Origin of the sequence: Cytobacillus oceanisediminis 2691, assembly GCF_000294775.2 — a bacterium.
In the GTDB taxonomy this organism is placed as follows: Bacteria; Bacillota; Bacilli; order Bacillales; family Cytobacillaceae; genus Cytobacillus; species Cytobacillus pseudoceanisediminis.
Genome location: NZ_CP015506.1, coordinates 1,993,824 through 2,017,228, shown reverse-complemented (window position 1 = coordinate 2,017,228; position 23,405 = coordinate 1,993,824). Strand labels below are relative to the sequence as shown.

21 protein-coding genes and 2 pseudogenes are annotated in these 23,405 nt (G+C 36.4%); 7 read left to right on the top strand and 16 right to left on the bottom strand.

All coding sequences use genetic code 11. The features are described 5' to 3' along the window. Positions 1 to 109: 109 nt before the first annotated feature. Genes A361_RS10215 through A361_RS10200 form a run of 4 tightly spaced genes read left to right on the top strand, consistent with a single transcriptional unit; the run spans position 110 to position 5,818 of the window. Positions 110 to 1,321 carry a tyrosine-type recombinase/integrase gene (locus A361_RS10215; RefSeq protein WP_019381814.1) on the top strand — a complete coding sequence of 404 codons (1,212 nt, stop codon included), beginning with the start codon at positions 110 to 112 and terminating at the stop codon, positions 1,319 to 1,321. Beyond that, positions 1,257 to 3,563, top strand: a complete 2,307-nt coding sequence (locus tag A361_RS29350; protein ID WP_162272002.1) for a site-specific integrase — start codon at positions 1,257 to 1,259, stop codon at positions 3,561 to 3,563. Before A361_RS10215 ends, A361_RS29350 begins: the two co-directional genes overlap by 65 nt. Beyond that, a complete protein-coding gene (locus A361_RS10205) occupies positions 3,544 to 5,337 on the top strand; it encodes a hypothetical protein (RefSeq protein WP_019381812.1) in 1,794 nt (597 codons plus the stop codon). Before A361_RS29350 ends, A361_RS10205 begins: the two co-directional genes overlap by 20 nt. A gap of 1 nt (position 5,338) precedes the next feature. Next, positions 5,339 to 5,818 carry a DUF6262 family protein gene (locus tag A361_RS10200; RefSeq protein ID WP_019381811.1) on the top strand — a complete coding sequence of 160 codons (480 nt, stop codon included), beginning with the start codon at positions 5,339 to 5,341 and terminating at the stop codon, positions 5,816 to 5,818. Positions 5,819 to 6,040: 222 nt separating this feature from the next. Here the strand turns inward: A361_RS10200 and A361_RS10195 are convergent, their stop codons facing one another. The 11 genes and pseudogenes from A361_RS10195 to A361_RS10150 all read right to left on the bottom strand — a co-directional run bounded on the left by A361_RS10195 (position 6,041) and on the right by A361_RS10150 (position 15,520). Then, entirely contained in the window at positions 6,041 to 6,928 is an 888-nt protein-coding gene (locus tag A361_RS10195) for a hypothetical protein (protein ID WP_019381810.1), read from the bottom strand. 478 nt (positions 6,929 to 7,406) lie between these two features. Further along, positions 7,407 to 7,865 (bottom strand): putative iron-sulfur cluster-binding metallochaperone, encoded by a 459-nt coding sequence (locus A361_RS10190; RefSeq protein ID WP_019381809.1) that lies wholly within the window; start codon positions 7,863 to 7,865, stop codon positions 7,407 to 7,409. 43 nt (positions 7,866 to 7,908) lie between these two features. Next, a complete protein-coding gene (gene merR / locus A361_RS10185) occupies positions 7,909 to 8,304 on the bottom strand; it encodes an Hg(II)-responsive transcriptional regulator (protein WP_019381808.1) in 396 nt (131 codons plus the stop codon). 93 nt (positions 8,305 to 8,397) lie between these two features. Continuing rightward, entirely contained in the window at positions 8,398 to 9,018 is a 621-nt protein-coding gene (locus tag A361_RS10180; RefSeq protein WP_019381807.1) for a class I SAM-dependent methyltransferase, read from the bottom strand. 163 nt (positions 9,019 to 9,181) lie between these two features. Beyond that, positions 9,182 to 11,314, bottom strand: coding sequence for a heavy metal translocating P-type ATPase (locus tag A361_RS10175; protein WP_081836702.1), 2,133 nt, complete (start codon positions 11,312 to 11,314; stop codon positions 9,182 to 9,184). Further along, positions 11,307 to 11,675 carry an ArsR/SmtB family transcription factor gene (locus A361_RS10170; protein ID WP_019381805.1) on the bottom strand — a complete coding sequence of 123 codons (369 nt, stop codon included), beginning with the start codon at positions 11,673 to 11,675 and terminating at the stop codon, positions 11,307 to 11,309. Before A361_RS10170 ends, A361_RS10175 begins: the two co-directional genes overlap by 8 nt. A 173-nt stretch (positions 11,676 to 11,848) precedes the next feature. Continuing rightward, positions 11,849 to 12,505, bottom strand: a complete 657-nt coding sequence (locus A361_RS10165) for a CadD family cadmium resistance transporter (protein WP_019381804.1) — start codon at positions 12,503 to 12,505, stop codon at positions 11,849 to 11,851. An 848-nt stretch (positions 12,506 to 13,353) separates the two neighbouring features. Next, positions 13,354 to 13,644 (bottom strand): annotated as a pseudogene (locus tag A361_RS10160) (PH domain-containing protein); the annotation flags it as partial. A 117-nt stretch (positions 13,645 to 13,761) separates the two neighbouring features. Further along, positions 13,762 to 14,211 carry a VOC family protein gene (locus A361_RS30695; RefSeq protein WP_372675451.1) on the bottom strand — a complete coding sequence of 150 codons (450 nt, stop codon included), beginning with the start codon at positions 14,209 to 14,211 and terminating at the stop codon, positions 13,762 to 13,764. A 288-nt stretch (positions 14,212 to 14,499) separates the two neighbouring features. After that, positions 14,500 to 14,811: pseudogene (locus tag A361_RS31390) on the bottom strand (VOC family protein); the annotation flags it as partial. A 163-nt stretch (positions 14,812 to 14,974) separates the two neighbouring features. Then, positions 14,975 to 15,520, bottom strand: a complete 546-nt coding sequence (locus A361_RS10150) for an outer spore coat protein CotE (protein ID WP_019381802.1) — start codon at positions 15,518 to 15,520, stop codon at positions 14,975 to 14,977. Between the two features lie 316 nt (positions 15,521 to 15,836). Between A361_RS10150 and A361_RS10145 the strand changes: the two genes are divergently transcribed. The 3 genes from A361_RS10145 (at position 15,837) to A361_RS10135 (ending at position 16,968) form a co-directional block, all read left to right on the top strand. Continuing rightward, on the top strand, positions 15,837 to 16,211 hold the full coding sequence (locus tag A361_RS10145) for a hypothetical protein (protein ID WP_009330658.1): 375 nt from the start codon (positions 15,837 to 15,839) through the stop codon (positions 16,209 to 16,211). Between the two features lie 44 nt (positions 16,212 to 16,255). Further along, positions 16,256 to 16,552 carry a hypothetical protein gene (locus A361_RS10140; protein WP_009330659.1) on the top strand — a complete coding sequence of 99 codons (297 nt, stop codon included), beginning with the start codon at positions 16,256 to 16,258 and terminating at the stop codon, positions 16,550 to 16,552. A 65-nt stretch (positions 16,553 to 16,617) separates the two neighbouring features. Next, positions 16,618 to 16,968, top strand: a complete 351-nt coding sequence (locus A361_RS10135; protein ID WP_009330660.1) for a hypothetical protein — start codon at positions 16,618 to 16,620, stop codon at positions 16,966 to 16,968. Positions 16,969 to 17,069: 101 nt separating this feature from the next. Here the strand turns inward: A361_RS10135 and A361_RS10130 are convergent, their stop codons facing one another. The 5 genes from A361_RS10130 to A361_RS10110 all read right to left on the bottom strand — a co-directional run bounded on the left by A361_RS10130 (position 17,070) and on the right by A361_RS10110 (position 23,366). Further along, positions 17,070 to 17,495, bottom strand: a complete 426-nt coding sequence (locus tag A361_RS10130) for a RicAFT regulatory complex protein RicA family protein (RefSeq protein ID WP_009330661.1) — start codon at positions 17,493 to 17,495, stop codon at positions 17,070 to 17,072. Beyond that, entirely contained in the window at positions 17,495 to 19,045 is a 1,551-nt protein-coding gene (gene miaB / locus A361_RS10125; RefSeq protein ID WP_180321087.1) for a tRNA (N6-isopentenyl adenosine(37)-C2)-methylthiotransferase MiaB, read from the bottom strand. The genes A361_RS10130 and miaB overlap by 1 nt, the downstream gene beginning before the upstream one ends. Before the next feature lie 460 nt (positions 19,046 to 19,505). After that, a complete protein-coding gene (locus tag A361_RS10120) occupies positions 19,506 to 20,372 on the bottom strand; it encodes a 2-oxoacid:ferredoxin oxidoreductase subunit beta (protein ID WP_009330663.1) in 867 nt (288 codons plus the stop codon). Beyond that, the gene (locus tag A361_RS10115; RefSeq protein ID WP_019381801.1) at positions 20,373 to 22,109 is read right to left on the bottom strand and encodes a 2-oxoacid:acceptor oxidoreductase subunit alpha; all 1,737 of its coding nucleotides are present in this window, start codon (positions 22,107 to 22,109) and stop codon (positions 20,373 to 20,375) included. 300 nt (positions 22,110 to 22,409) lie between these two features. Beyond that, positions 22,410 to 23,366 (bottom strand): dipeptidase, encoded by a 957-nt coding sequence (locus tag A361_RS10110; protein WP_051005555.1) that lies wholly within the window; start codon positions 23,364 to 23,366, stop codon positions 22,410 to 22,412. Between the last annotated feature and the right edge of the window lie 39 nt (positions 23,367 to 23,405).

Genomic DNA, 23,405 nt, shown 5'->3' with positions numbered 1-23,405 from the left:
CGGAAGCTCTAAATAAAAGTAATAGTAAATATAAGGATTAAAATAAAAAATAAAGAGAAACATTACTAGATAGAATTACTATTAAAGAAAGGGGGAGAATTCAATTAGAATGACTAGTAATAAAAAAAGAGAAACATATGGTTTAGTGGTTGAAAAGGGTCTAAAACATATTCCTAATACTGGTGAAACAAGAATACAATATTACATTACTGAAGATGATCTACCCCTTTATGAAATTAATAGATGGTTAGAAATTGTGAGTTTAGGTAGCTATAAAACCGGTGAAAGCTATGCTAACAAATTAGTTATATTTCTTAGGTATTTAAAAGTTAAATATCAAATGCATTATAGAGATGTTCAATCAAAGGCCATTATAGAAGAGTATATTAAATATCTTTTATATGGCGATGAGGTAATGGTAAAAATGGAGGGAAAACGATCACTAAGTTCGATTGAACAATATATTAGCGTTTTAAAGGGGTTTTACGAATGGTTAGAAGATCAAAAGGAAATAGAACAAAACCCTATAAAATATGGAGTAAAAAGGAATAAGAAAACTGGTAATAGACATCTAAAAAAGAGGTTTCTATACGGACAAATATATAATTTCGAAATAAATGAAAACAACATTACAGGTAAACTCAGATATAAAGAAAGACGTAGCCATTTAAAATGGTATAGCGAATCCCAAACTGAAAGAATAATTGATTCCCTTCCATCCAGACGGGATAAAATAATTTTTAAAATCTTACTAGAAACTGGAATGAGGATTGGAGAATGTCTTGGACTCCACTTAAAACATCATGATTTTCATGAAGGAATTTTGAGTTTAGAAAAAAATTATGATAACCAAAATGAAGCTACTGTTAAGTCAAAAGAACGTGAATTATACATTAGCGATTCGTTAAACGATGAAATTCTTGATTATATCCGGTCAGATAGACATGAGGTGGACAATAAATTATCCGAGTTCCTATTCCTAAACCATAAAGGTCCAACAACAGGAAATCCTGTAGAACGAAGAAACTATTTAAAAATTTTAAAAGAGGCTGCAGAAAGAGCAGGTTTTGATCCAAAAAAGATTATAACACATGCCGGAAGAAGTACTCATGCACAATACCTTTTAGATTTACTTGAAGAAGGTAAAATAACAGAAGGTTTTATCAAAGAACAGATGGGTTGGAATTCCATTGATACTCTTAAAAACTATGTAAAAGTGTTCGATTCAAGAAAAAGAGCTGAGATTGCAAAGGATATTGTCGAAAGGAAAGCTAAAAAGCGTACAAAATCTAGAAAGGAAAATTCAATTGTACACGATTAGTATTTTAGACAAACACATTACTAATGGCCTGATATGTTTCAAAATAAACGAATATGAATTTCAGATAAGAAGAACAGTTAATTTTATAGAAAATGAGCTTTTAAAAATACTGACAAAGCTAAAAAAACGTCTCGCTGATAAAGATACTGCAGGTATCGCCAAGATATTAGACGATAATAAAAACATTAATACAACATTATTTCGTTTTATGGAATTTTTGTGTCCTACTGAATTTGAAAACTATTGTTCATACCTCTGCCATTATTTTTTCGACGATTTAAAGGAACCAAAAATTAGTTATAGAACTATTTTTAGATTTATGAAAACTAATGATGTAAAAGAAGCCTTAAATGGCATATTGACAATGAGAACCGATTTTATCAACGAGATAAAAACACCAAAAAGAGTAATTCAGAGACACTTAGATGAAAGATTTAACAAATTTATTGTTGCCTGTAAAAATGATGATATTGAATCAATCCGAAAACTCTCCCCTCCGCTTGGTGATAAGTCTTTAATTAAAAGGATTTATTCAACTAATGAATACATTAAAGTCTTTGAATCATTTGTCCGAAGAATTGGAGATAGATTAATAAAAGAAGATCAACCATTATCAAAGATTGAAGTCGCAAGGTATATTTTTAAAAATACCACCAAAAAGAGTGAGGTTGGGGATGCACTTACTCAAATTGGAAGATTAAATATTTTTAACGAGGTTGCCTCCCATGTTTATAGTACATTGAGTAGTAAGCCATCATCATATAGGTATGAAGACGATATATGGATTATTAGAGAAAAAAATTTGCAAGGCTTCGGAAATCATACATTAGATTTTTCACCCCTTTCAGATATTGATAAAAAGCATTTAAAAGCCCATATTCATGAATTAATAAAAAAAACTGCTATCAAAGAAAGGGCATTATATACGCGTGTGTATGCCGTAACAACCATTTATAACAGGTTTACTGAACTCCCTTATAAAGACGTTTATTCTATTTTCGATATAAATTACTATCACCTTCTTCACCTATTAGACTATTTACAACAAATCAAAAAGGTTGATGGTCAAGATTACTACAATTTAACAAGTATTTATAATCTATTCCAACAGACTAGATTATTTTTTGACTGGTATATTGAAAATATAGATTCAGAGCAGAACAATTCATTCAGAGAAATTGAAATGCATAATATAAAGTCGTTTAGTGAAAGCACAGATTATATGCCAGAGGAAGTAATTGGAAAACTAGAAGAAGTAATACATGAATTACCGGAAATGTACCAGAATGCTTGGACCATTATGATGAATACTGGATTACGCTTTTCAGACATTCAAGAACTCAGTTCTGAATGCATTACCTACGATGAAGAGAGTCAGTCCTATTTATTTACATATTTAAATGTAAAAATGGAAAACCAAAGAGTTCAAAGCGGGGAGTCAAAATATCATACAATACCTGTTTCCCATGTCGTTGTCGAAGCTGTAGAAAAACAAAAAGAATTAACTGCTGATTTAAGAATCGTAGCGGATACCGATAGAATATTTATCACCCTTAATAAACATTCAAAGGTTGTAGAATTTGTCGGAAGACCCCTAGCGAGAGCTATCAATAGGTTGATTAAAAAACATAATATACGAGACGGAAACAACGAACTCTTCCATTATACTAATCACCAGTGTAGAAAGACTATCATCGTGGACTTATTATCGAAGGGACATTCTTTAAGAAAAGTTGCTGATTACATTAATCACTCGGAGGAAACATCAGCACGTTATTACAGGGATCTTGAATTAAAAAAGATAGCTGAATTAGACAGTAAGCTTTTCCAGCAATTATTTGAAGAAACGATTGATAAGGAAATCAAGAATCAATACACCGAAGAGGAAAAAAAGGCCCTATTTAGAGAAATAAAACTCGGTGCTAGAGAAACACCAGAAGGACACGGAACCTGTGTAAAGCATGTATCTTTTGGTCCCTGTCATAAGAAAAAATGCGTTGGCTGTAAAATGCTTATATCTGGCCCACAAAAGTTACCCAAATGGTATGACTTATATAGAGAGCAACAAGATTTTCTTAAAGAGTTAGAAGTGGAATATAAAAATTCTGGAATTGACAATTATCAAGAACACCGTGTATATCAACAAGAATTACATTTGCTTAAAGTCTATTCTGAAACAATTAAGAAAATGGAGAGTTTTGCTAAAGAGAGAGGAATTTCTATTGAACAATATAAAAAATAAGCTAAGTGAGACGCCTGTAATTAATACCGGTTTAGAAACATTTAAACAACAGCTAAAGTTGAAAGTACACCAATATGGAGACTTTCAATTTGAAGATGATTCATGGTATTACAGTAAAAAACATAGAACTACTGCCGAGAAAGCTGCTTACACAATAAACTTTAGTACAATTCCACAAGAATTTAAAGTTTTGATAAAATACTTCGCTCTCATGCTAGATTATGGTGTACCAGTAATCAAAGGAAAAATTAGTCGTATAAATCTCTTTTTAGAATTTTTTCGAAATGAATTTCCTTCCATGCCTCTTTCAAAAATCAATCGGAAAATTATCGACTACTACGAAAAGTATTTAAGAGAAAAAGATGACCTTTCAGACAATATAAGGAATAGACGCTATGGGGTACTACAAGATTTCTTTTCAAAGATGAGTGCATTTCCAGAATTTCCAAATAAAGTATCAATCAAAAGTAAAAATCCCTTCCAAGTAGAATCAAAGACAGACCCTAACAAATATATTCCTACTGAAGTGGTTAAACAATTTGATGAAATAATGAAGAATGAAAATCATGAAATTCCAGATGCCTTTAGACTTGCTTATTGGTTGCAACGCTCTTTTCCAAATAGAATCACAGAGGTCACTTCTATACCATTTAATTGCCTTAAACCGCTTTACAATATGTATGTAATTAATATTCCAACTCCCAAACAGAGTGGCGGATACATTACAGCAGAAATTAAAACTATACCAGTGTTAAATTCAGGTCACGGTAAATTTATAGTTGAATTAATAAAAAAGGTTCAAAAACAAACAAAAGAGTTATTAAAAAAATATTCAGTTGATGACAAAGATAAAAATTTCCTCTTACTATCATTGAGGTTTAATTTGACTAGTAACAATGGAAAGATCGTTTCTTATTCATCCGGTGAAACATATCATAAGTTACTAGAATTTCGAAAAAAATACCCTAACGATACCAATAAACAATTATCTGCAAAACTAAATTTGGCGGGGTACTCTATTCCCAAATATACAGTTAGAGATAGATTAAGAATGGGAATAAGCGAAGAATATATTACATTAGAGCCTTATACAAGTCCAAGATTTAACAACACATTAAATAGAATAGCAGAATTGTGTAATGTTACAGATAGTAACGGCAAAATTTACAAAATTTCAAGTCATCAATTTAGGCATAATGCAACAACTGACAGACTTTATATTGGCGGGTACACAATGGATCAGGTAATGGCAATCAGGAATGATAAAGGTACAACGATGCCAATGCATTATGTCCACCAACAAAAAGAAATGCATAAACAGATGTGGATGGAGTCAACAGGATTAAAAAGCCCCACAGAAGCTCCCGTTGAGTTTAAAGGGCGAATATTCAACCTAGATGACCCAAAAGTGATAGAACGCCTCTCCAAAGATCCAAGAATGTACCTTACATGGGAAGCCAACAGTAAAAAAGGGGTTGGTTTGTGTAGTATGATTTCAAGTTGCAAACCAGATGGAACTTCAATTCATTTTGAGTGCTATGAATGTAATTGGTTTGTTCCTAAAGCTCAATATTACGAGGATTATAAAATTGAACTATCATATTGGCAGGATATTATGAATAATACTGCCGGTCAACCAAAACGTGCAGCTACTTTTGAGAACGCAACAAAAAATGTGAATTGCTTAGAGAGAATTATTCAAATATGTGAAAATGGTATTGAAAGGCATACAGAAGAAATTAGACAAAAGGTGAATACCGGAGTGATACAGTAAAATGATAAAAATTAATAAAGGTATTGAAAAGCATCAAAATGAACAAAGGCAAAAAACAATCGAAACAATTAATCAAGCCATACAAGATATAAAAGATATGGAAGGTGAAAATTGCTTTATTACTGCAAGGAAACTTCAAGAATATACTAACCTATCTCGTTCTGCACTTTATAAAGAACATGCCCTGAAAATATGGAATAAAAAGTTATGGGAAGAAAGATATGTAGAAAAATCAAGAATTGAAAAGAAATTAGAAGTTAAATTTTCACAGGAATACGAAGTACTTCAAAAACAAATTGAAGGTTTAAACAATCAACTTATTAAATATCAAAAAAGAATTAGCAAATTAGAAGCTGATTTGGACCTTGAAAAGAAGCGAAGAGAAGTAAAAGAAGTAGAGCTTGATGAATCTAAAGAAAAAAATATGAAACTCTTAGCTGAATGCCAAAGATTAGAGAATATAATTCATGTGCGTAGCTAAGTAAGGAAGCTTTATTTCGGAATTGGTAAAAGTATTTGAGAGATTTTGACATTCCTTACCTTCAACATTTGGATATTTTGGTGGCTAACACTTCATAAATACCCATAAAAAAATCACTTTCCTCTATTAAAATAATATGATGTAAAGCGTAAAGTTTCCAATCGAAAATTTTATGCTTTACATCATATTATCTCATGTTTTGTTGAATAAAACTTGTATGGATTATTTTGACTTGTAATTCTTTGTTCTTTCTTCAGTTAATTGACGTTGCAGTTCTTCAATTTTTTTCTCGTATGATTGACGTTGTTTATCCATGTTCTCGTAAAATTCTTTGAGCTTGTTGCTATACTCATTATTAGCGTTCGCAAGAGCCTTCTGGTGGTCTCTTTCAAGAGCTAACAGAACTTTCTCCTGCTCGACATCCTTACGCTCTTCAAAACGCTCTAAGGCCGTTTTATGAGCCTCTATGAGCCTGTCCGTTTGCTGTTCAAGCTCTTTGATAATAGATGCCTTTTCATCGTTCTGATGGCCTAAATCAGCAACCTGCGATTGATGCGAGCTTCGCTCATTTGCCAATATTTCTTTAAGCTGTTCATTTTCTTTGGCATAACCTTCATATTTGGCAACCAACCCTGTGAGTGTGTCGTTTTTTATTTTGTATTCACTGATTAATAGCTTGTTTGTCTCCAAGATTTCACGGAGTTCCTCTAATTGCTTTTCGAGATCAACCTGTACTTTTTGTGATTCTTCAAGTTTTACGCTTGCTTGTTCTTTTTGCTCGGTCATTTCGTGGAGTTTTGACTGAAAGCTTGCAGTGATTTCACGTTGTTGTTCCAACAATTTCTCTAAGTCTCCAACAGCTTTATCCCTTAAATAGATACTTTTTTGAACCATGTTTGACATCAATTCAAAAATTCTCGTTGTATGTACTTCCATTTCACTTAAATCTGATGCGTAATCCGATGCTCCTTCTTTAACCGACTGCAATTCAGCTGTTGCAACAGCTTTCTGGAACCATTCTTTTGCCGTCATTCCTGAAGCCTTGATTAAATTTTGAGCCTTTTCTCTCAATTCATCTTCAACTTTGAACGAAATCGTTGTGTCAGCCACATTTACCATCTCCTAATAGTTTACCTTTTGCTCCTTGATATATAAGGGGTTTACCTAGTTTCTCCAAGTTTACCTATATTTTACCATTTTGCTCGATTTGAAACTATTACTTTATCAAAATTTAAAATACGAAAATTTGATAGTTGAACAATGTTGCGTAGATATGGAATATATCAAAGAGAGCATTAAAGAGACGGAATAAAATTCGGCTCTTTGTTATACTAGCGTATCTGTTAAATAAGGTAAAAGAGGCATGATTTGGCTATGAGAATGGACCACATATTTCGTGTTTTTGACTATCATTTGACACAGAATTTACCACCTATTGCCAAAGCGTTTACCAACAAAGTAATGCCAAGAAAAATAGATGTGTCATAGAATTTTGGGAAATAAAATAAGTCTAATTCCTCTCCATTTTTACCGAGGAATTAGACGAATGATACACAACAATCGCGCCCTTTAATTGAGTATATACAGGTTAGGTTAGTTCTTTGATATAGCTTGTAACATTTGCCAAGCAACAACTACCTTGAGGGTTATTCACATCACAACCACATCGGTTTTCCTTTATGTTCTCTCGAATATGTTCTACTGGATTAGGAGTAAGGCCTTTTTCTACGTATTCCTTTATTTTCTCTTTTGTCCAATCAAAACAATAACAAATCGGTGTAGTTACTGAGGCATCTTTTTGATGAACGACCACCTTTATGTCAGATAAAAGGTACTCTTTATTATTCGTATCAAAATAGACTACATCACAATCTTTGGTTGAACAAAAATAGTGATTTTCTTTAGCATTTAATGTTTCTAATGCAGATGGTTTAAGCATTGATTTTAATGTTATCAACTTTACATTTTTAGATCTATTTTTACAAGATGGACACTTTACAACATTTTCATTTTTAATTTCTTTAGTGTTATTACAACAATCTGACATCATTCTCCCACCTTATTATGATACATATTTTGTGCTATCTTTTCTAATTCATCAAAGTTTCAATAATAGGACATTCATGTAGAGATTTTTCATCAGGACAACAATCTTTTAAATTAATTAGCATGTGTTCGATTCTTTTTAAATCCTTAATTTTCTTTTGAACTTCATCAATTTTATGAACAACAAAATCATACATATCCTTACATCGTTCGTCGTCTTTATCAACAACTCCAAGTAGTTTATCGATCTCGGCTAAAGAAAAACCTAAATCTTGCATTCGTTTAATAAATTGTAGGCGATCCACAGACTCTTCTGGATACATCCTATATCCAGCTTTTGTCCGAGAAGGTTCCGAAAGGAGACCCAATCTTTCGTAATATCTTATAGTTTCTTTATTGACCCCACACCTTTCTGCAAGTTCACTAATGCGATAATTCATTTCATTCACCTCAGATAAATTATAAACCCTGTACCATAGTACAGGGTAAAGAGTAAAAGGTAATTTTGAAATTTTTAATTTGCTCAAACATAATCAACTAACTTTACTAATTATTATTTTTCTGTACATTCCATTCATCATTACATTTTTATCTTCGTTTATCATTAGATTTATACTATTTCTACGGTACAGATCTTCAAAATTCAATCCAATATCTGTTCCTAATACTTTTATTAGTGGTCTAAGAAGCTTTTTTGAAAAAGATAATTTATGTTCTTCAGATACGAATTTGTCAAAAATAATTATTTTGCCTCCTTTTCTTAAAACCCTCGTCATTTCTGTTAAACACTTATCTGCATCAGGCACTACAGAAAGAATTAGACTAGCAACTACATAATCAAATGTTTCATTATCAAACTCCATATTTTGAGCATCCATTTCTATGAATTTAATAGGTGAATTTTTAAATTTCGCACTTGCCTTTTTAAGCATATCAGGTGAAAAATCAATTGCCTTTATATCTAAATCAGATTGAGTTATTAACTCTAAATCAGCACCTGTTCCTACACCAACAAAAAGTACCTTTTGATTACTATGAAAGGGGATATCTAGAAATATTTGTCTGCGTGCATTTAAAAAAACACCCGAATTAAAAATCTTATCATAAATTGGAGACCAAATTTTATAAATCACTCGATTCCAAGAATTATTCATTATCTTCACTTCCGAATGACTGAATTTAAATATCCTTTAAGAGTATCCCTTTTTTAAAAACAAGAAGGGCGAAAAATCACATTGAAGCATCATACCTTTTCATTCAGTAAGAAATCATATAAAGGGATAATAAAACCATTATCCCTTTATATGAAACAGTATTTTATTCTTTAACTTTTAATAATCGTAAGCTGTTTAAAGTTACAAGCAATGTTGCCCCCATATCGGCAAATATAGCTATCCATAACGTTAACCAACCCGGTACAACTAAAAGTAAAGCAATAGCTTTAACTACTAGAGAGAAGGTAATATTTTGCTTAATGGTTCTCAATGCTTTTCGACTTAGTTTCATCGTAAACGGTAATTTACTTAAATCATCTGACATTAAAGCAATATCGGCTGTTTCAAGTGCTGTATCCGTTCCAGCTCCACCCATTGCAACCCCAACTGTTGATGCCGCAAGAGCTGGAGCATCATTTACTCCATCTCCAACCATCGCCACACTATGATACTTTTCGCGAAGTTGTTTAATATAGTTCAATTTATCTTCTGGAAGGAGATCGGCCTTAATATCAGATACACCAACCTCTTTACCAATTGCTTCTGCTGTACGTTGGTTATCACCAGTAAGCATAACAGTTTTTTCAATTCCTAGTTGATGAAGTTTTTGAATAACTTCTTTAGATGTTTTTCTTACTTGATCAGCCACAGCAATTAAACAGAGAATTGCGTTGACGGTTCCAAGAATCATGACCGTTTTTCCTTGTGTTTGTAGGGTTGAAATTTGTTCAGAAATGGTTTTATCTATACCATTTGGAAGAATTTCCTCAAACATACTAGGACTTCCTACATAATACATCTCGTCCTTAACTTTTGCTTTTATACCCTTACCAGTTATAGATTGAAAATCTTCAACAGATACTTCATTATAATTTAATCCGTTTGCTTCTGCTTTTTTCATAATTGCTGAAGCAAGTGGATGTTGTGATCCTTTTTCCAACGCTGCTGTGATGGTCAATAACTCATTTTCATTTCCGCCAAATGTTACGATTTCTGTTACTGCTGGAACCCCTTTTGTTAATGTTCCTGTTTTATCAAAAGCAATAACCTTCAATGCACCGGCTTCTTCTAGGTGGATTCCACCTTTGATTAAAACACCATTTCTTGCTGCGTTTCCTATTGCGGTCACAACAGAAACAGGCGTAGAAACAACTAATGCACAAGGACAACCAACGACTAGTACGGATAACCCTTGATATATCCATTCGCTCCAATCTCCGCCAAATAATGGTGGGACAATAGCGATTAAAAAGGCTAATACAACAATTGCCGGAGTATAATATTTGGCAAATTTATCAACAAATGCTTGAGAAGGAGCGCGTTCTGCCTGAGCTTCTTCTACTAAATGAATTATTTTCGAAAGAGTAGTATCTTCCACTAATTTAGTTACTTTTACTTCTAATAATCCTTCTTCGTTCAAAGTACCAGCGAATACTTCATCATCAATGGTCTTTGTCACCGGGACAGATTCACCTGTAATCGCAGCTTGGTTTAAGGTAGATGTCCCTTTTACAACGATTCCATCCATAGCCAACTTTTGACCCGGTTTCACGATCATAATGTCGCCTACTTGAATGTCATCAACGCTAATCATTAACTCTTGATTTCCACGTCGTATTAAAGCTTCCTTTGGAGCTATATCCATCAAGGACTCAATGGATTGACGAGCTTTGTCCATAGAATAGCGTTCTAAAGCTTCACTAATGGCAAAGAGAATAACAACTGTTGCTCCTTCTCCCCATTCACCAATTAATGCAGCCCCAATAATAGCGATTGTCATAAGAGTATTCATATCAAACTTAAATCTGCTTAGATTTTTAAAGCCTTTAATAAATAAGGAGTAGCCACCAATTAATATAGATGCCGCATATCCGATTGTTGGTACAATATGACCTTCTCCGAGTTGTTCTCCTAATAACCAACTAACGATTAATAATAGGGCTGAAATATACACTTTAACGTTTTCTTTTTGCTTCCAAAAAGGTTCACGTTCTACTTTTTGTGCTTTTTCATCTCGTAATTTTAAGTTATCAAAAGCTCCTGCTTTTTCAAGCGCTTCAACCGTTGTATTTCCTACAACTGTTATTTTAGCAGCACCAAAATTAACTTGTGCATCCAAAACGCCATCCAGACGTTTCACGTTCTCTTCGAACGTTTTTGAACAGTCTGCTCAGGTGAGTCCTTGAACTCTGTAAGTTTTAGCTTCTTGGTTGTTTATTTTAGCTTGTTCAGACATTGACTTTCATCTCCTTTTTATGAGTTAATGCAATAACCATTAACTGTCTAATATGTTCATCATCAAGCGAATAAAAGGCTAGTTTGCCTTCTTTTCGGTATTTTACAATCCCTTGTTTATGAAGGGTCCTTAAATGGTGAGATGTCGTTGCAACAGTAGCCCCAATGATATTAGCTACATCACACACACAAAGTTCATCATCTTGACATAATGCATAGGAAATTTTTGCCCTATTTTCATCTGCAAGTGCTTTAAATAATTGGGAAACACTAGATATATCTTCTTTTTGCATCTCACCTTGTATTCGTTTGACTTTTGCTTCGTCATAACAATAAATATCACAAGTATCTTTCTTACTCATTACTCATTATCCCTCCTTTTATTCAAGTGTATGTTTGAATATATTATATATTATTACCCTAACATTATTCAAATGATTATTTGAATAATGGATAAAAAATTAAATAACTCAATAAATTCCATATCCAAACCTACTTATATTAGCAAATGATCATAACGATCAAAACTGTTACATTATTTGAATAGATTTATCAAAGAAGTAAATAGTTCATTTTCTAGCATGATATATATTCCCAATCCTATAAATACAATTGGAATAATCCATCGCCCGTATTTCTCAAGTGTTTCAGAAACAAATCTGAATCTCGCAAGACGGTAACCCAGTAAACACCAAATTGCAACCATTATAAAGAATGTAACTACAGTAATAATTAATTGATTTGTTTCTAACGTTGAAAAAATCGGAACATAAATTCCAATATTGTCTCCACCATTAGCAAAAGTGATAAAGGCTACACTTAAATAAAACTTATTAAATTTGTTTAACCTAGAAAGAATATTATCATCATCATCATCTTCACCTTTGATGAACAGTCTAACTCCTAAATACATTGGAATTAGGCCAAGTAAACCAACCCATTGATCAGCAAGAAGTGTTATCCCAAAGGTTGCTAAAAGACTGATTAAAACTAGAAGTGCAAAACCTAGATATTGACCAATTACTATATCTCTTGAGTTAATACGTTTCGAAACCTTGTTAACCGTTTGACCATTACTTGTTTTAGATTGTGACCTTGCCATAGAGAATAACATCATCAAGACAAAAATATCATCAATATTGGTTACAATAAAAGCACCAAGAGCAGAGATGATTATTAAAATTAAATCCACCTGATTCAACCCCTTTATTTTTTATTAATAATTTAATACTCATTAACATTCAAATATTTATTTGAATGTTAAATTTCATTTTCTATTTTACGTTTACATAAACAAATAGTCAAATGGATATTTGAATAAAGAATAAATCGACATGAAATTAGCACTTTGAAACTAAAAAAGGATGATTACTTTTCTATTAGGTAATCATCCTTTTTGGTTATCCAACCATTATTTATTATGAACTGTTACTGTAAATACCATGTAACCCTCTGGACTGTCAGGATCATAAGAGTCGATTTTTATTGCTTCTTTCTGAGTATCCGGACCATCTATTCTGGGGATTTTTGGTATTGTTTATATCTAATTGGGAACGTTCCGTTAGGTTTGGTTTGGGTGTACAACAATTATCAGTCATAATTTCTCCTATATTTCACAATAACATTGTTAATTAACTTACTATGTATTATCAATAACTTTCTTTATAGGTGTTACTCAATTATATGGCCCGATTGTAGAACAAGAAAAAACCCTACATATCAATATACAGGATTTATGATCAAAATTTATACAAATTATAAAACCTTATTATAAATGGTCAGACTTTTTATAATTAATTAAGGAATTCCCAAAGAAACAATTATGAAACTAGTTAGCATTTATATATAAAAAACTCTAGGATTTAATTTCGACATACCTTAAAAAAATTTTCTAATTGAAAAGCGAATAAATTGATTATTGAGACTGAACAAGAAACGACTGACTCTTTTCTAAATCATAATTTCTATTTTAACAAAGTTGTGAAAGAATTTACTATTTAATAGTGTACATTAATCGTGTACAGAGTATAGTTAACTAAATAAATCGACTGTACCAGCTGTTTCCAGCATCACATTTGAAATGCTGTATTCGCGGTAGCTGTAGCGCTTTAGAGTTCGTTTTTTGCTGACAGCACTTGTACCATCCAGATGAATTAGCGCCTTATTCGTAAAGCAGTATTCATCCGATTTGGACTTAATCAGGAAGTAAATTTTCTCATTATCTTCGTGAAGGACGTAATCGTCAGCATCAACTTTGTCATAGTCAGCCGGCTGGATGACGCTTCCCACATCGCTTAATCCCAGCACATCAGAGGCAACCTTTTTAAACATAACCCCTCAACCTTTCTGCATTCATTTTACTACTTTGCTATTTTAACATATTTAGGAAAACGATGGCTTATTCAATTAAAAATTTACGCTGGAAAAGCTCCCGGCAAACCGGAAGCTTCATATTCCTGGCGTATTCATTAATACAATCGGCCATCCATCTGGATCTTCTATTGTCACTCCGCCTCTGCCCCAATATGGATTTTCCGGTTCTGTTTCCATATACCCATAAGCAGCAAGCCTTTCGGCAATGTTATCACGCTCCAGGCGGTCTCCCACATAAAAAACTAATAGATGCTCCTTTGTCGGCTGCGGAAGCTCCATTTTTTCCTTAGATTGAGTAAATTCAAGATGGTATTGGCTATCAGGCAGACCAATCATAATACCATCATAGCCTTCATGATTCCAAAACTCGCCAACTCTCTTCAGACCCAGTCCTTTTTCATAAAAGGAAATGAGTTTATCAAGCTGGTTTGTCGGACGTGCAATGCGAAATTGCACAGCCGGGATGCTCCCTTCCCATTCCTTCCTCACAATCACTTCATAAGGATATTCCTGATGCTGAAACATAACATCCCTTGGTCCTGATGCAAATACTTTAATTGGTGAAATAACGGAAGCCCTTTCTGTTGGATACCAGTTCCGCCCTTCCTTTACAAGCACAAAAACCCCTTTCCTGTCTCCGTAAAAAGCAAACGTCTCACTGGAATCCATCTGTTCATTGTACAGATACTGATCTAATTCCTGCTCCATTGCAGCTACATCATTGACTGGCAAGCCAACTTCCCCAACATCATGCCAGCGGAGACCATCCTTTTTCACACCATCCAAAGGCCGCTCGAGCATCTCCATAATATTTCCGTCCGGATCGATAAAATATGCCTGCTTTCCTTTCCAAAACATACTGTACTCGCCGCTCTCATTTGGCAGCAGCACACTTTCAGCACCTAATTTCTGATACATATGTTCAAAGTATTCAGCATTAGTCCGGAAACACACATGATAAAAGGGGATTGCTGCATCTTTCTCAAAAAGAATCTTTGTTGAACCGGCCATAATCGTAAAATAACTCTGAGTCTCCGTCAACAGTTCCATCTCCAGCACATTTGTATAAAATTCTTTCATCCTGTCTAAATCATGGCACTTCAAATTCAATTGAAATATTTTCATCCTCGCCTCTCCCCTTTACATCTTATACCTCCATTCTAAGGTAAGGCTCTGCAGATGCATTCAGACTAAAGGCGGAAGGTGCTGTCATTAATTCGCTTGAATTTGGCTGACATTATGAAAATATAAAAAGAAAAACTAGGAAGCAAAACCTCCTAGTTTGTCATTACTCTTCTTCAGTTCCCACCAAGAAATCCGGATTTAAATCCTCGAATTCTTCATCCTCCACATCAAGTCCCCAAGCGTCATCATCGCACTCGCACTTGTCTGGATGAACAGCTACACAAACTTTTGTTTCGCCGATCACCTCGACCATGAACTCTCTTTCCACAGTGACGATGATTTTGTTGCCATTTGGAGAAATGACTGCTTCACAGCAGCTCGGCTGCTGCAGAACACGGGCGATGACATCATGATCATCCAAACAGTCCGGATCACGGTACTTCAATTTAATGACATCTTTATACTCAACCCGTTCGGTAACAACTTCGGTTTTTGTATTATTGTTGAAAGAGTACCAAACGTTAATGTCATAATGGCCGCAGATTTCCACTGTTTTTCCAGCTTTTTTCGCCTCGTACGTATGGTTTATGATCCAGCAGCCAAGTATGCTTGACGGATGGTGTGACGGGCAGATCGTATGATTGGACTGTGTGAATTTACGTCCTTTCGCAACGACCGCTTTCGTTATAATCTCTCTGTAATCTCCCATTGCGAGCGAACCCTCCTCATTCATTTTCAATTCATCCTATGCGGGATATTAGACTAGTGTGCGATAATTTTTATGAATGTTAGGCAAAAGTATTGGCATGATTTATAGTATGCCGGGAGCGGGCGAATGTTCCGGTCTGAACAAATCCAGCAGGAGAATTCTCTATATAAATAAGGAAACTGCCTGCCTATGGTAAGGACTTAAAACTCACTAATAGGTATGTAATTGAAAAATGCACGTTTGTCCTACTGCATTTGCGGAGACAGCTTGGCTCTTGAATCAATATAATAAACTATCGATAAGGAGGTGAACAGGAATGGCAGACAAGGAGAACTCCAACTATAAAGTTTCAATCAATGGCAAAGAGATGACAGGGGAAGAAGCAAAACAATATGCAGAAGAAATGGTGGCCAAGTTTACGGAAACATTGGGCGGATTCTATACAAAAGGATTAGAAAAAATTCAGTCTGAAGAGTTAAAAGGAAATCTTATGGAATCTCTTAAGCCGTTGAGAAACTTAGAAGGGCTCTTCACAAAAAATTCCTCCGGGATCGGGAATATGATTCCTGCATTAAAAAATCTGCTGCCTGTTGTGGAAACATCCGAGGATTATAAACAGGTGAAACTATCTGTAAACGGTAAGAAACTTCTGGATCTGGATCTTTCAGACATGATGAAGAAAGACTCATAATCTGGAAAACAGCCACTTCAATCAATTGAAGGAGGTGAAAAAATATGCTATCAAGATGCTATGATGATTACGAAAAAGACAATGGCGTATTGCCGAGCGGCGGAGCAGTAAATGGAGCAGACAGCGGCAATGAAGCGGAAGCTTTTACTTTCGCTGCACAAGCAAACCTTCCTCAAACAAACCTAAACGGCCAATTGCCGATTTCTGGTGGAGGATTTGCTGTTAACGCTGCACTGATCAACATTCCAATTCTTTCAGCCCAATACAATATTGCAAATGGAGGAGACTCCACAGCCATTTCTGTGAACACTACAACTCAGCAGCAAAGCAACAAAGCGTAATTAAAGATAAAGCAATTCTTTCTATGCAGAGTCTAAAAATGTCCAAAAAGAAGGGAGGGAGTACCATGCTAAGTCAAAATATGCAAAAGCTGGATCTGGATCCGGAAGTCCTCAAGCAGCTGGGTATTCCAAAGGAGTTTATTGATATGGCTGCAGAAGCCGGAATACCGTCGATTAATAACCATGCTGCCGGCGGAAAGGGCGGACGGGCCATCAATCTCACATATGTGGATAATTACTCGACATTGCTTCTTGTGTATACTTTTCTCCTCAACTTTTTGGACAAAAAATCTGATGATGCAGGGACTAAAATGCTGAATCAATCCCTGCTGTCAACGTTAAATGCAGCAATCATCGAACAGCAGGAGTACAGAAAAGAATTTTTAAAGGCAGTAGAACTATTGCGAAACCAATAAAAGGCCCCCCACAACCCATGGCCAATACCAATTCCTCCCTTAAATATAGAACGTAAAAACACCCTGCACCAATTGGTGCAGGGTGTTTCACTATCTGTTTATTAATGTGTACAGCTGCTGTTGCTGATTTTTGATCCTGTTTCGCCGCTCAGGAGATTTCCGCCTGTAGAAGTAATGACTTCGTCTGTTACAGTGTTGGAAATCGTATTAGCCACAATCTGCAGCAATTCATTAACATCCACCTGGGATTGCTTGAATTCCTGAACAACCGGGATTTCATCCAGCTGCTGTTCCAATTGGGCAATTTTTTCTTCCGTTTTCTTTAATGCTTCAGCTTTACCATAGTGCTGAAGATTCACAGCCTGCTTTTGCAAGCCTTTGATTGTTGTAATGGTAGCACTAACCTTATCGTTTTCATTAATCTGTGCTTCAGCACGCTTGAAGAAATCCACTTCTTCTGTCTCTGCAATCATGCGTGCCAATTCCTTAGCACGTTCTACAATCTCATCTTTTGTGTATTTAGCCATTACTGCTTCACCTCAACCGCGTCTAGTTCTTCTACCATTTCTCCGTTTAGGGACCAAGTCTTCGCATCAGTTACTTTGACATTCACAATTTTGCCGATCGCTGTTTTCGGTCCCTTAAAGTTTACCAGCTTGTTCTTTCTTGTGTACCCTGCAAGAATTTCAGGATTGTTCTTGCTTTCCCCTTCCACAAGAACTTCGACAGTCTGGCCTTTATATTTTTTCATTGCTTCTGCCGATAATTCATTAACAACTGCATTCAGGCGCTGAAGACGTTCTTTCTTCACTTCCATTGGCACATTATCCACCATTTTGGCCGCTGGTGTGCCTTCACGAGGTGAGTAAATGAATGTATAAGCAGCTTCAAAGCCTACCTCCCGATACAGGGATATTGTTTCTTCGAATTGCTCTTCTGTCTCATTAGGATAGCCGACGATGATATCAGTTGTGAAAGTAGCCTCTGGAATAGCCGCTTTAATCTTGCGAACAAGTTCCAAGTATTGTTCCCTTGTATATTTACGGGCCATGATTTTCAGTACATCTGTTGAACCCGATTGAACTGGAAGGTGAATATGCTCTACCAGATTGCCGCCTTTGGCCAGCACTTCAATCAGATGATCATCAAAGTCGCGCGGATGACTTGTTGTAAAGCGGACTCGCGGAATGTCTATTTTGCGCATTTCATCCATTAAATCGCCAAGACCGTAATTCATATCCTCAAAGTCTTTTCCATACGCGTTTACGTTTTGCCCAAGCAGGGTAATTTCCTGGTAGCCCTGTGCCGCTAACTGGCGCACTTCCTGAATGATATCCTCAGGACGTCTGCTCCGCTCTTTTCCTCGTGTATAAGGTACGATGCAGTACGTACAGAACTTATCACAGCCATACATAATGTTGACCCATGCTTTAATATTGCCGCGGCGCACTTTTGGAAGGTTTTCAATAACATCCCCTTCCTTAGACCATACTTCTATAACCATTTCCTTCGACATATACGCTTCTTGAAGAATGTTAGGAAGACGGTGGATGTTGTGTGTTCCAAATATCATATCTACCTGGTTATATGTTTTAAGAATCTTGTTAACAACAGATTCTTCCTGTGACATACATCCGCAGACACCAATTAGAAGATCGGGATTTTCCTTTTTTAAATGTTTAAGATGGCCAAGTTCGCCAAATACTTTATTCTCCGCATTTTCACGGATGGCACATGTATTAAGCAAAATGACATTTGCATCTTCCACTGATTCTGTATGCTCATAGCCAAGACCAAGGAAAATACCAGCCATAACTTCGGTATCATGCTCATTCATCTGGCAGCCGTAAGTGCGGATATAGAATTTGCGGCCATTCCCCATTCCATGAAATTCTTCTGGAATGTTAAAGTCTTTATGATATTTCACTTCTTCTTTACCGCGTTTTTTCGCTTCCTTTAAGGAAGGTGCAGTATAAACAGTTTCAAAGTATTTGCTGTAATCCTTGACGGATTTTTTGTCCGAAGGATTTGCTGTTTGCACTTGCTGGCTTTCTAAACGCTGTTTTTCGTTCATCATGTATCCCCTTTCTCTTTCTCCTGAGCAGCATCTATCATTTAAACTCATTTTTCATCTATTATTGGTGTGCATTTTATATATGTGCACATTATTATAGTATAAGGCTTTCTTATAGTTAAAACAATAGAAAACCGCACTCAGCCTCTTATCAGCAGCTATTACTTGTATGTACGTTCTGGTAAAGTTTTAACCCTTCACAACCACTAATACTAGACTAAAATTAACATTTTGTGTGTGATAAGTGTCACATTATATTCAATCTCCCTAAGCTTCGTCTCTGGTGGAATGCTTTCCCCATTTTGCAGATTTTTATCCCGGATTACTCTAAACTTTCCCTATTTTTCTGATTGCTACTTCAATCCTGCTTTCATATCCCCAGTTTTTACATATTATTCGCCAAATTCACAATAGCCGTATCTGCCTCAAAAAAAGAAGCCCGGGAGCCCCGAGCTTCTTTCCATTACATAAATTCAGCTGCAAGTTTATCAAAGTGAGCTTGATCTAGTTCAAGATCTGCTTGTGATAAAGGAGTTTCAGAGTAACCTGAAAGCAATTCCTGATAAGACTTCCGCTCTGTGTCCTGATAGATTAATCCAGTTACAAGGCCGCTGTGCTTCATAAGAGTCTGCATGGCCATTTCACGGCTTGAATTATCATAGCCTTCCACATCGCTAAGCTTTGTCAGATTTTCTTTAAACCAGTCATATGTGTTTACTTTATTGTATGTAACACATGGGCTGAACACATTAATTAAAGAGAAGCCATCATGCTTAATGCCAGCTTCGATTAACGCAGTCAGATCTTTAAGGTCAGTTGAGAAGCTTTGTGCCACGAAAGTCGCACCAGCAGTTAATGCCATTTCCATTGGAGAAATCGCCTGCTCAATAGAACCTTGAGGAGTGGACTTAGTTTTGAAGCCAGCCGCAGAACGCGGTGAAGTCTGTCCTTTTGTTAAACCATAGATTTGGTTATCCATGACGATATAAGTGATGTTCACATTACGGCGGATCGCATGGATCGTATGGCCCATACCGATCGCGAATCCATCTCCGTCACCACCGGATGCGATAACTGTTAAATCGCGGTTTGCCATTTTCACACCCTGGGCGATTGGAAGTGAACGCCCATGAATGCCGTGGAAACCGTAAGAATTGATATAGCCGGAAATACGTCCGGAACATCCGATGCCTGATACAACAGCTAAGTTCTCAGGCTCTAAACCAACATTTGCTGCCGCACGCTGAATCGCAGCCTGCACGGAGAAGTCTCCACAACCTGGGCACCAGTTTGGTTTTACATTATTACGAAAATCTTTAAATGTGGCCATTTAGAACAACTCCTTGCATTTTGTGTGAATTTCATGCGGCAAGAATGGATTTCCGTCGTACTTTAATAGCTTATGTACTTTCTCAGCATGTCCGACGTTCATCTTCATGATGTTCGCTAATTGTCCTGTAGCGTTGTTTTCAACTACAGCGATTTTCTTAGCTGATTTCACAAGCGGCAATAACTCATCAGTTGGGAAAGGATGAATCAGGCGAACTTGTGCATGGTTCACTTTAATACCGTCCTGTTCCAGTCTGCTCATTGACTCCTCAATTGCACCGCGTGTTGAGTTGAAGCCGACAATCAGCAAGTCTGCTTCTTCATGAGGAGCATGCTTGTGAACAGGTGTATTGAATTTAATATTTTCAATCTTGCGGAAACGCTTATCCATTTGCGCATTCCGGTTTGCAGCTGATTCTGAAGGTTTTCCAGTTTCATCATGTTCCACACCTGTCACATGGTGAATTCCGTTCTTCATACCTGGGATTACGCGAGGTGAAACTCCATCTTCTGTAACCTCAAAGCGCTTGAAGTAGCCTTTGTTTTCAATTTCAGGAAGATCTTCTGTAACAAGCTTTCCACGGCGGATTTCCACTTTGCTGAAATCAAGCGGCTCCACTGTCTGCTTTCCAAGGGAAAGCTGCAAATCTGAGAGAACAATAACCGGGCACTGATATTCTTCCGCAAGGTTGAAAGCTTCAGCCGTATCATAGAATGCTTCCTGTACCGTACTTGGAGCAAGCACGATTTTTGGAATTTCGCCATGAGTTCCGTAAATCATTGCCATTAAGTCAGATTGCTCCTGCTTTGTCGGAAGTCCTGTAGAAGGGCCGCCACGCTGCGTATCAACGATAACAAGCGGTGTTTCAGTAATCCCTGAAAGGCCTATCGCTTCCATTTTAAGGGAAAGTCCCGGACCAGCAGATGCTGTAAGTGAGCGGACACCTGCGTAGTTTGCACCTATTGCCATAGTAACTGCGGCAATTTCATCTTCTGTCTGGATGACAGATCCGCCAAGTGCCGGAAGCTTTTTAATCAGATATTCCATGATTTCGGATGCAGGTGTTATTGGGTAAGCGGCCATGAAGCGGCATCCGCCTGCCAGCGCACCAAGAGCGATTGCATCGTTTCCGATCATGAATAAACGCTTCAGCCCGTCAGCTTTTTCAAGCTCCATTAATTCCACATCATCACTAAGCTTTTCTTTCATGAAATCAAAGCCAGCCTGAATGGCTTCCATGTTCTTATCGACAACCTGCTGTCCTTTTCGCCCAAAAATCTCTTGAACTACTTCTTCAAATACTTTAATATCTAAATTTAGAACCGCACATGTCGCACCAACAGCAACCATGTTTTTCATCAGGGATGTTCCAAGCTCTGTAGCAATCTCTGTAAAAGGGACTGCAAACAAAGCTGCATTCGTATCTTCTGGCTGTTTAGGATCAAACTTTGCATCTGCAATCATGATCCCTTTATCGTGTAGTTCTTTGTAGTTTAAATCGATTGTTTCCTGGTCAAAAGCTACCAGAATATCTAAATCGTCCGAAATAGAACGAATTTGTGACGTGCTGACGCGAATCTTGTTGTTCGTGTGCCCGCCCTTAATACGTGATGAAAAGTGGCGGTAACCGTACAGGTAGTAGCCTAAACGATTTAGCGCAATGGAAAAAATCTCCCCGGTACTTTCAATACCTTCCCCTTGCTGTCCTCCAACTTTCCATGAAAGTTGATTGATCATGTCTTACACCCCTTTAGATACGTTAAGAAATTATGTAAAAACGTTTATTTAATATAAGTGTAGTACTTGTCCAGTCAAACCGGTCATTCAACATGCCTTTAAGGCTATATTTTTGGAAGATGGATGGGTACTAAACGCTTTCAATTCTAGACCTATGCGTCTAAAAAAGCAACCCTTTCTGAATATTTATTGGCTAAAAGATGAATATTTTTTTATTTTTTGAAAAATACTAAAAAGATCATTCTATTTTGGATTCAATAGGTCTCTAACAACCCTTGATATACAGTTTTTTCACCATTTTCACCTTGGAAATCTGCTATAAAAATTCCGAAATAGAAAATTTTCAGCTTGTATATCAGAATAATATTTTATTAGTTCATTTATCAGGCTGTCGTATTTTCTTGCATCCTCCAAACCTGTAACTCTTCCATCGGTGCCGTCAAAATCCGAACCAAATCCAACATGATTTTCTCCTCCAAGTGAACAAACATGTTCAAGATGTCTTAGGATATCAGTAATTGTGGCTGATTGTTTTCCTGATAAAAACTCCGTCACAAATGTAATGCCCATAACACTGTCCCGGTCAATCAGGGCTTCAATCTGTTCGTTTGATAAATTGCGGGGATTTGGGCACAGCGAATAGCAGTTCGAGTGAGAGGCAAAAGGATAATCCGCCCATTCCATCACATCCCAGAACCCGCGTTCAGAGAGATGGGATACATCGCACCATGCTTTGCTGGCATTTAATTCATAAACCACTTGTTTGCCAAACGAGGAAAGCCCTGCCCCCCTCTCTTCAAGCACTCCATCAGCAGCACAGTTTGCATAATTCCAGGTCAGTCCCACTGAAGACACCCCCAGCCTGAGAAGCGTCTTTAATTTAAGCAGATCGCAGCCAACGGCATCACATCCCTCCAGTGTCAGCACTGCCCCTATTTCATCATCCTGCAGCAGGTCGATGTCCCGGCTGCTTCTAATGAGCTTTAATTGAGGGCTGGGCTTAAGCACTTTGTCGTAAAACAGATCGGCCATATATAGGGCCGCGTTGAACTTCATTTCCGGATGTACAGTTTCAGGAACATATATGGCAAAGCACTGAACTTTGAAACGGGAGGCCTGCAGACCTTCCATGTTTACCTGAAGACTTCCTGAATTTTTAAAATCAACCTCTCTGTTCAAAAACATTTTATATAGGACATCACAATGTGCATCAAATATTTTCACGCTGTCTTCCTCCCTTTTTCTGTATAGCTTCATCTTATTAAAAAAAGAACCTGTTTGCCTATGATGCAAACA

Coding starts and splice junctions, on each gene's coding strand:
- A361_RS10215 (WP_019381814.1), top strand. CDS start 110: ATGACTAGTAATAAAAAAAGAGAAACATATGGTTTAGTGGTTGAAAAG.
- A361_RS10200 (WP_019381811.1), top strand. CDS start 5,339: ATGATAAAAATTAATAAAGGTATTGAAAAGCATCAAAATGAACAAAGG.
- A361_RS10190 (WP_019381809.1), bottom strand. CDS start 7,865: ATGTCAGATTGTTGTAATAACACTAAAGAAATTAAAAATGAAAATGTT.
- merR (WP_019381808.1), bottom strand. CDS start 8,304: ATGAATTATCGCATTAGTGAACTTGCAGAAAGGTGTGGGGTCAATAAA.
- A361_RS10180 (WP_019381807.1), bottom strand. CDS start 9,018: ATGAATAATTCTTGGAATCGAGTGATTTATAAAATTTGGTCTCCAATT.
- A361_RS10170 (WP_019381805.1), bottom strand. CDS start 11,675: ATGAGTAAGAAAGATACTTGTGATATTTATTGTTATGACGAAGCAAAA.
- A361_RS30695 (WP_372675451.1), bottom strand. CDS start 14,211: ATGTTTCAGCATCAGGAATATCCTTATGAAGTGATTGTGAGGAAGGAA.
- A361_RS10150 (WP_019381802.1), bottom strand. CDS start 15,520: ATGGGAGATTACAGAGAGATTATAACGAAAGCGGTCGTTGCGAAAGGA.
- A361_RS10145 (WP_009330658.1), top strand. CDS start 15,837: ATGGCAGACAAGGAGAACTCCAACTATAAAGTTTCAATCAATGGCAAA.
- A361_RS10140 (WP_009330659.1), top strand. CDS start 16,256: ATGCTATCAAGATGCTATGATGATTACGAAAAAGACAATGGCGTATTG.
- A361_RS10135 (WP_009330660.1), top strand. CDS start 16,618: ATGCTAAGTCAAAATATGCAAAAGCTGGATCTGGATCCGGAAGTCCTC.
- A361_RS10130 (WP_009330661.1), bottom strand. CDS start 17,495: ATGGCTAAATACACAAAAGATGAGATTGTAGAACGTGCTAAGGAATTG.
- miaB (WP_180321087.1), bottom strand. CDS start 19,045: ATGATGAACGAAAAACAGCGTTTAGAAAGCCAGCAAGTGCAAACAGCA.
- A361_RS10120 (WP_009330663.1), bottom strand. CDS start 20,372: ATGGCCACATTTAAAGATTTTCGTAATAATGTAAAACCAAACTGGTGC.
- A361_RS10115 (WP_019381801.1), bottom strand. CDS start 22,109: ATGATCAATCAACTTTCATGGAAAGTTGGAGGACAGCAAGGGGAAGGT.
- A361_RS10110 (WP_051005555.1), bottom strand. CDS start 23,366: ATGAAGCTATACAGAAAAAGGGAGGAAGACAGCGTGAAAATATTTGAT.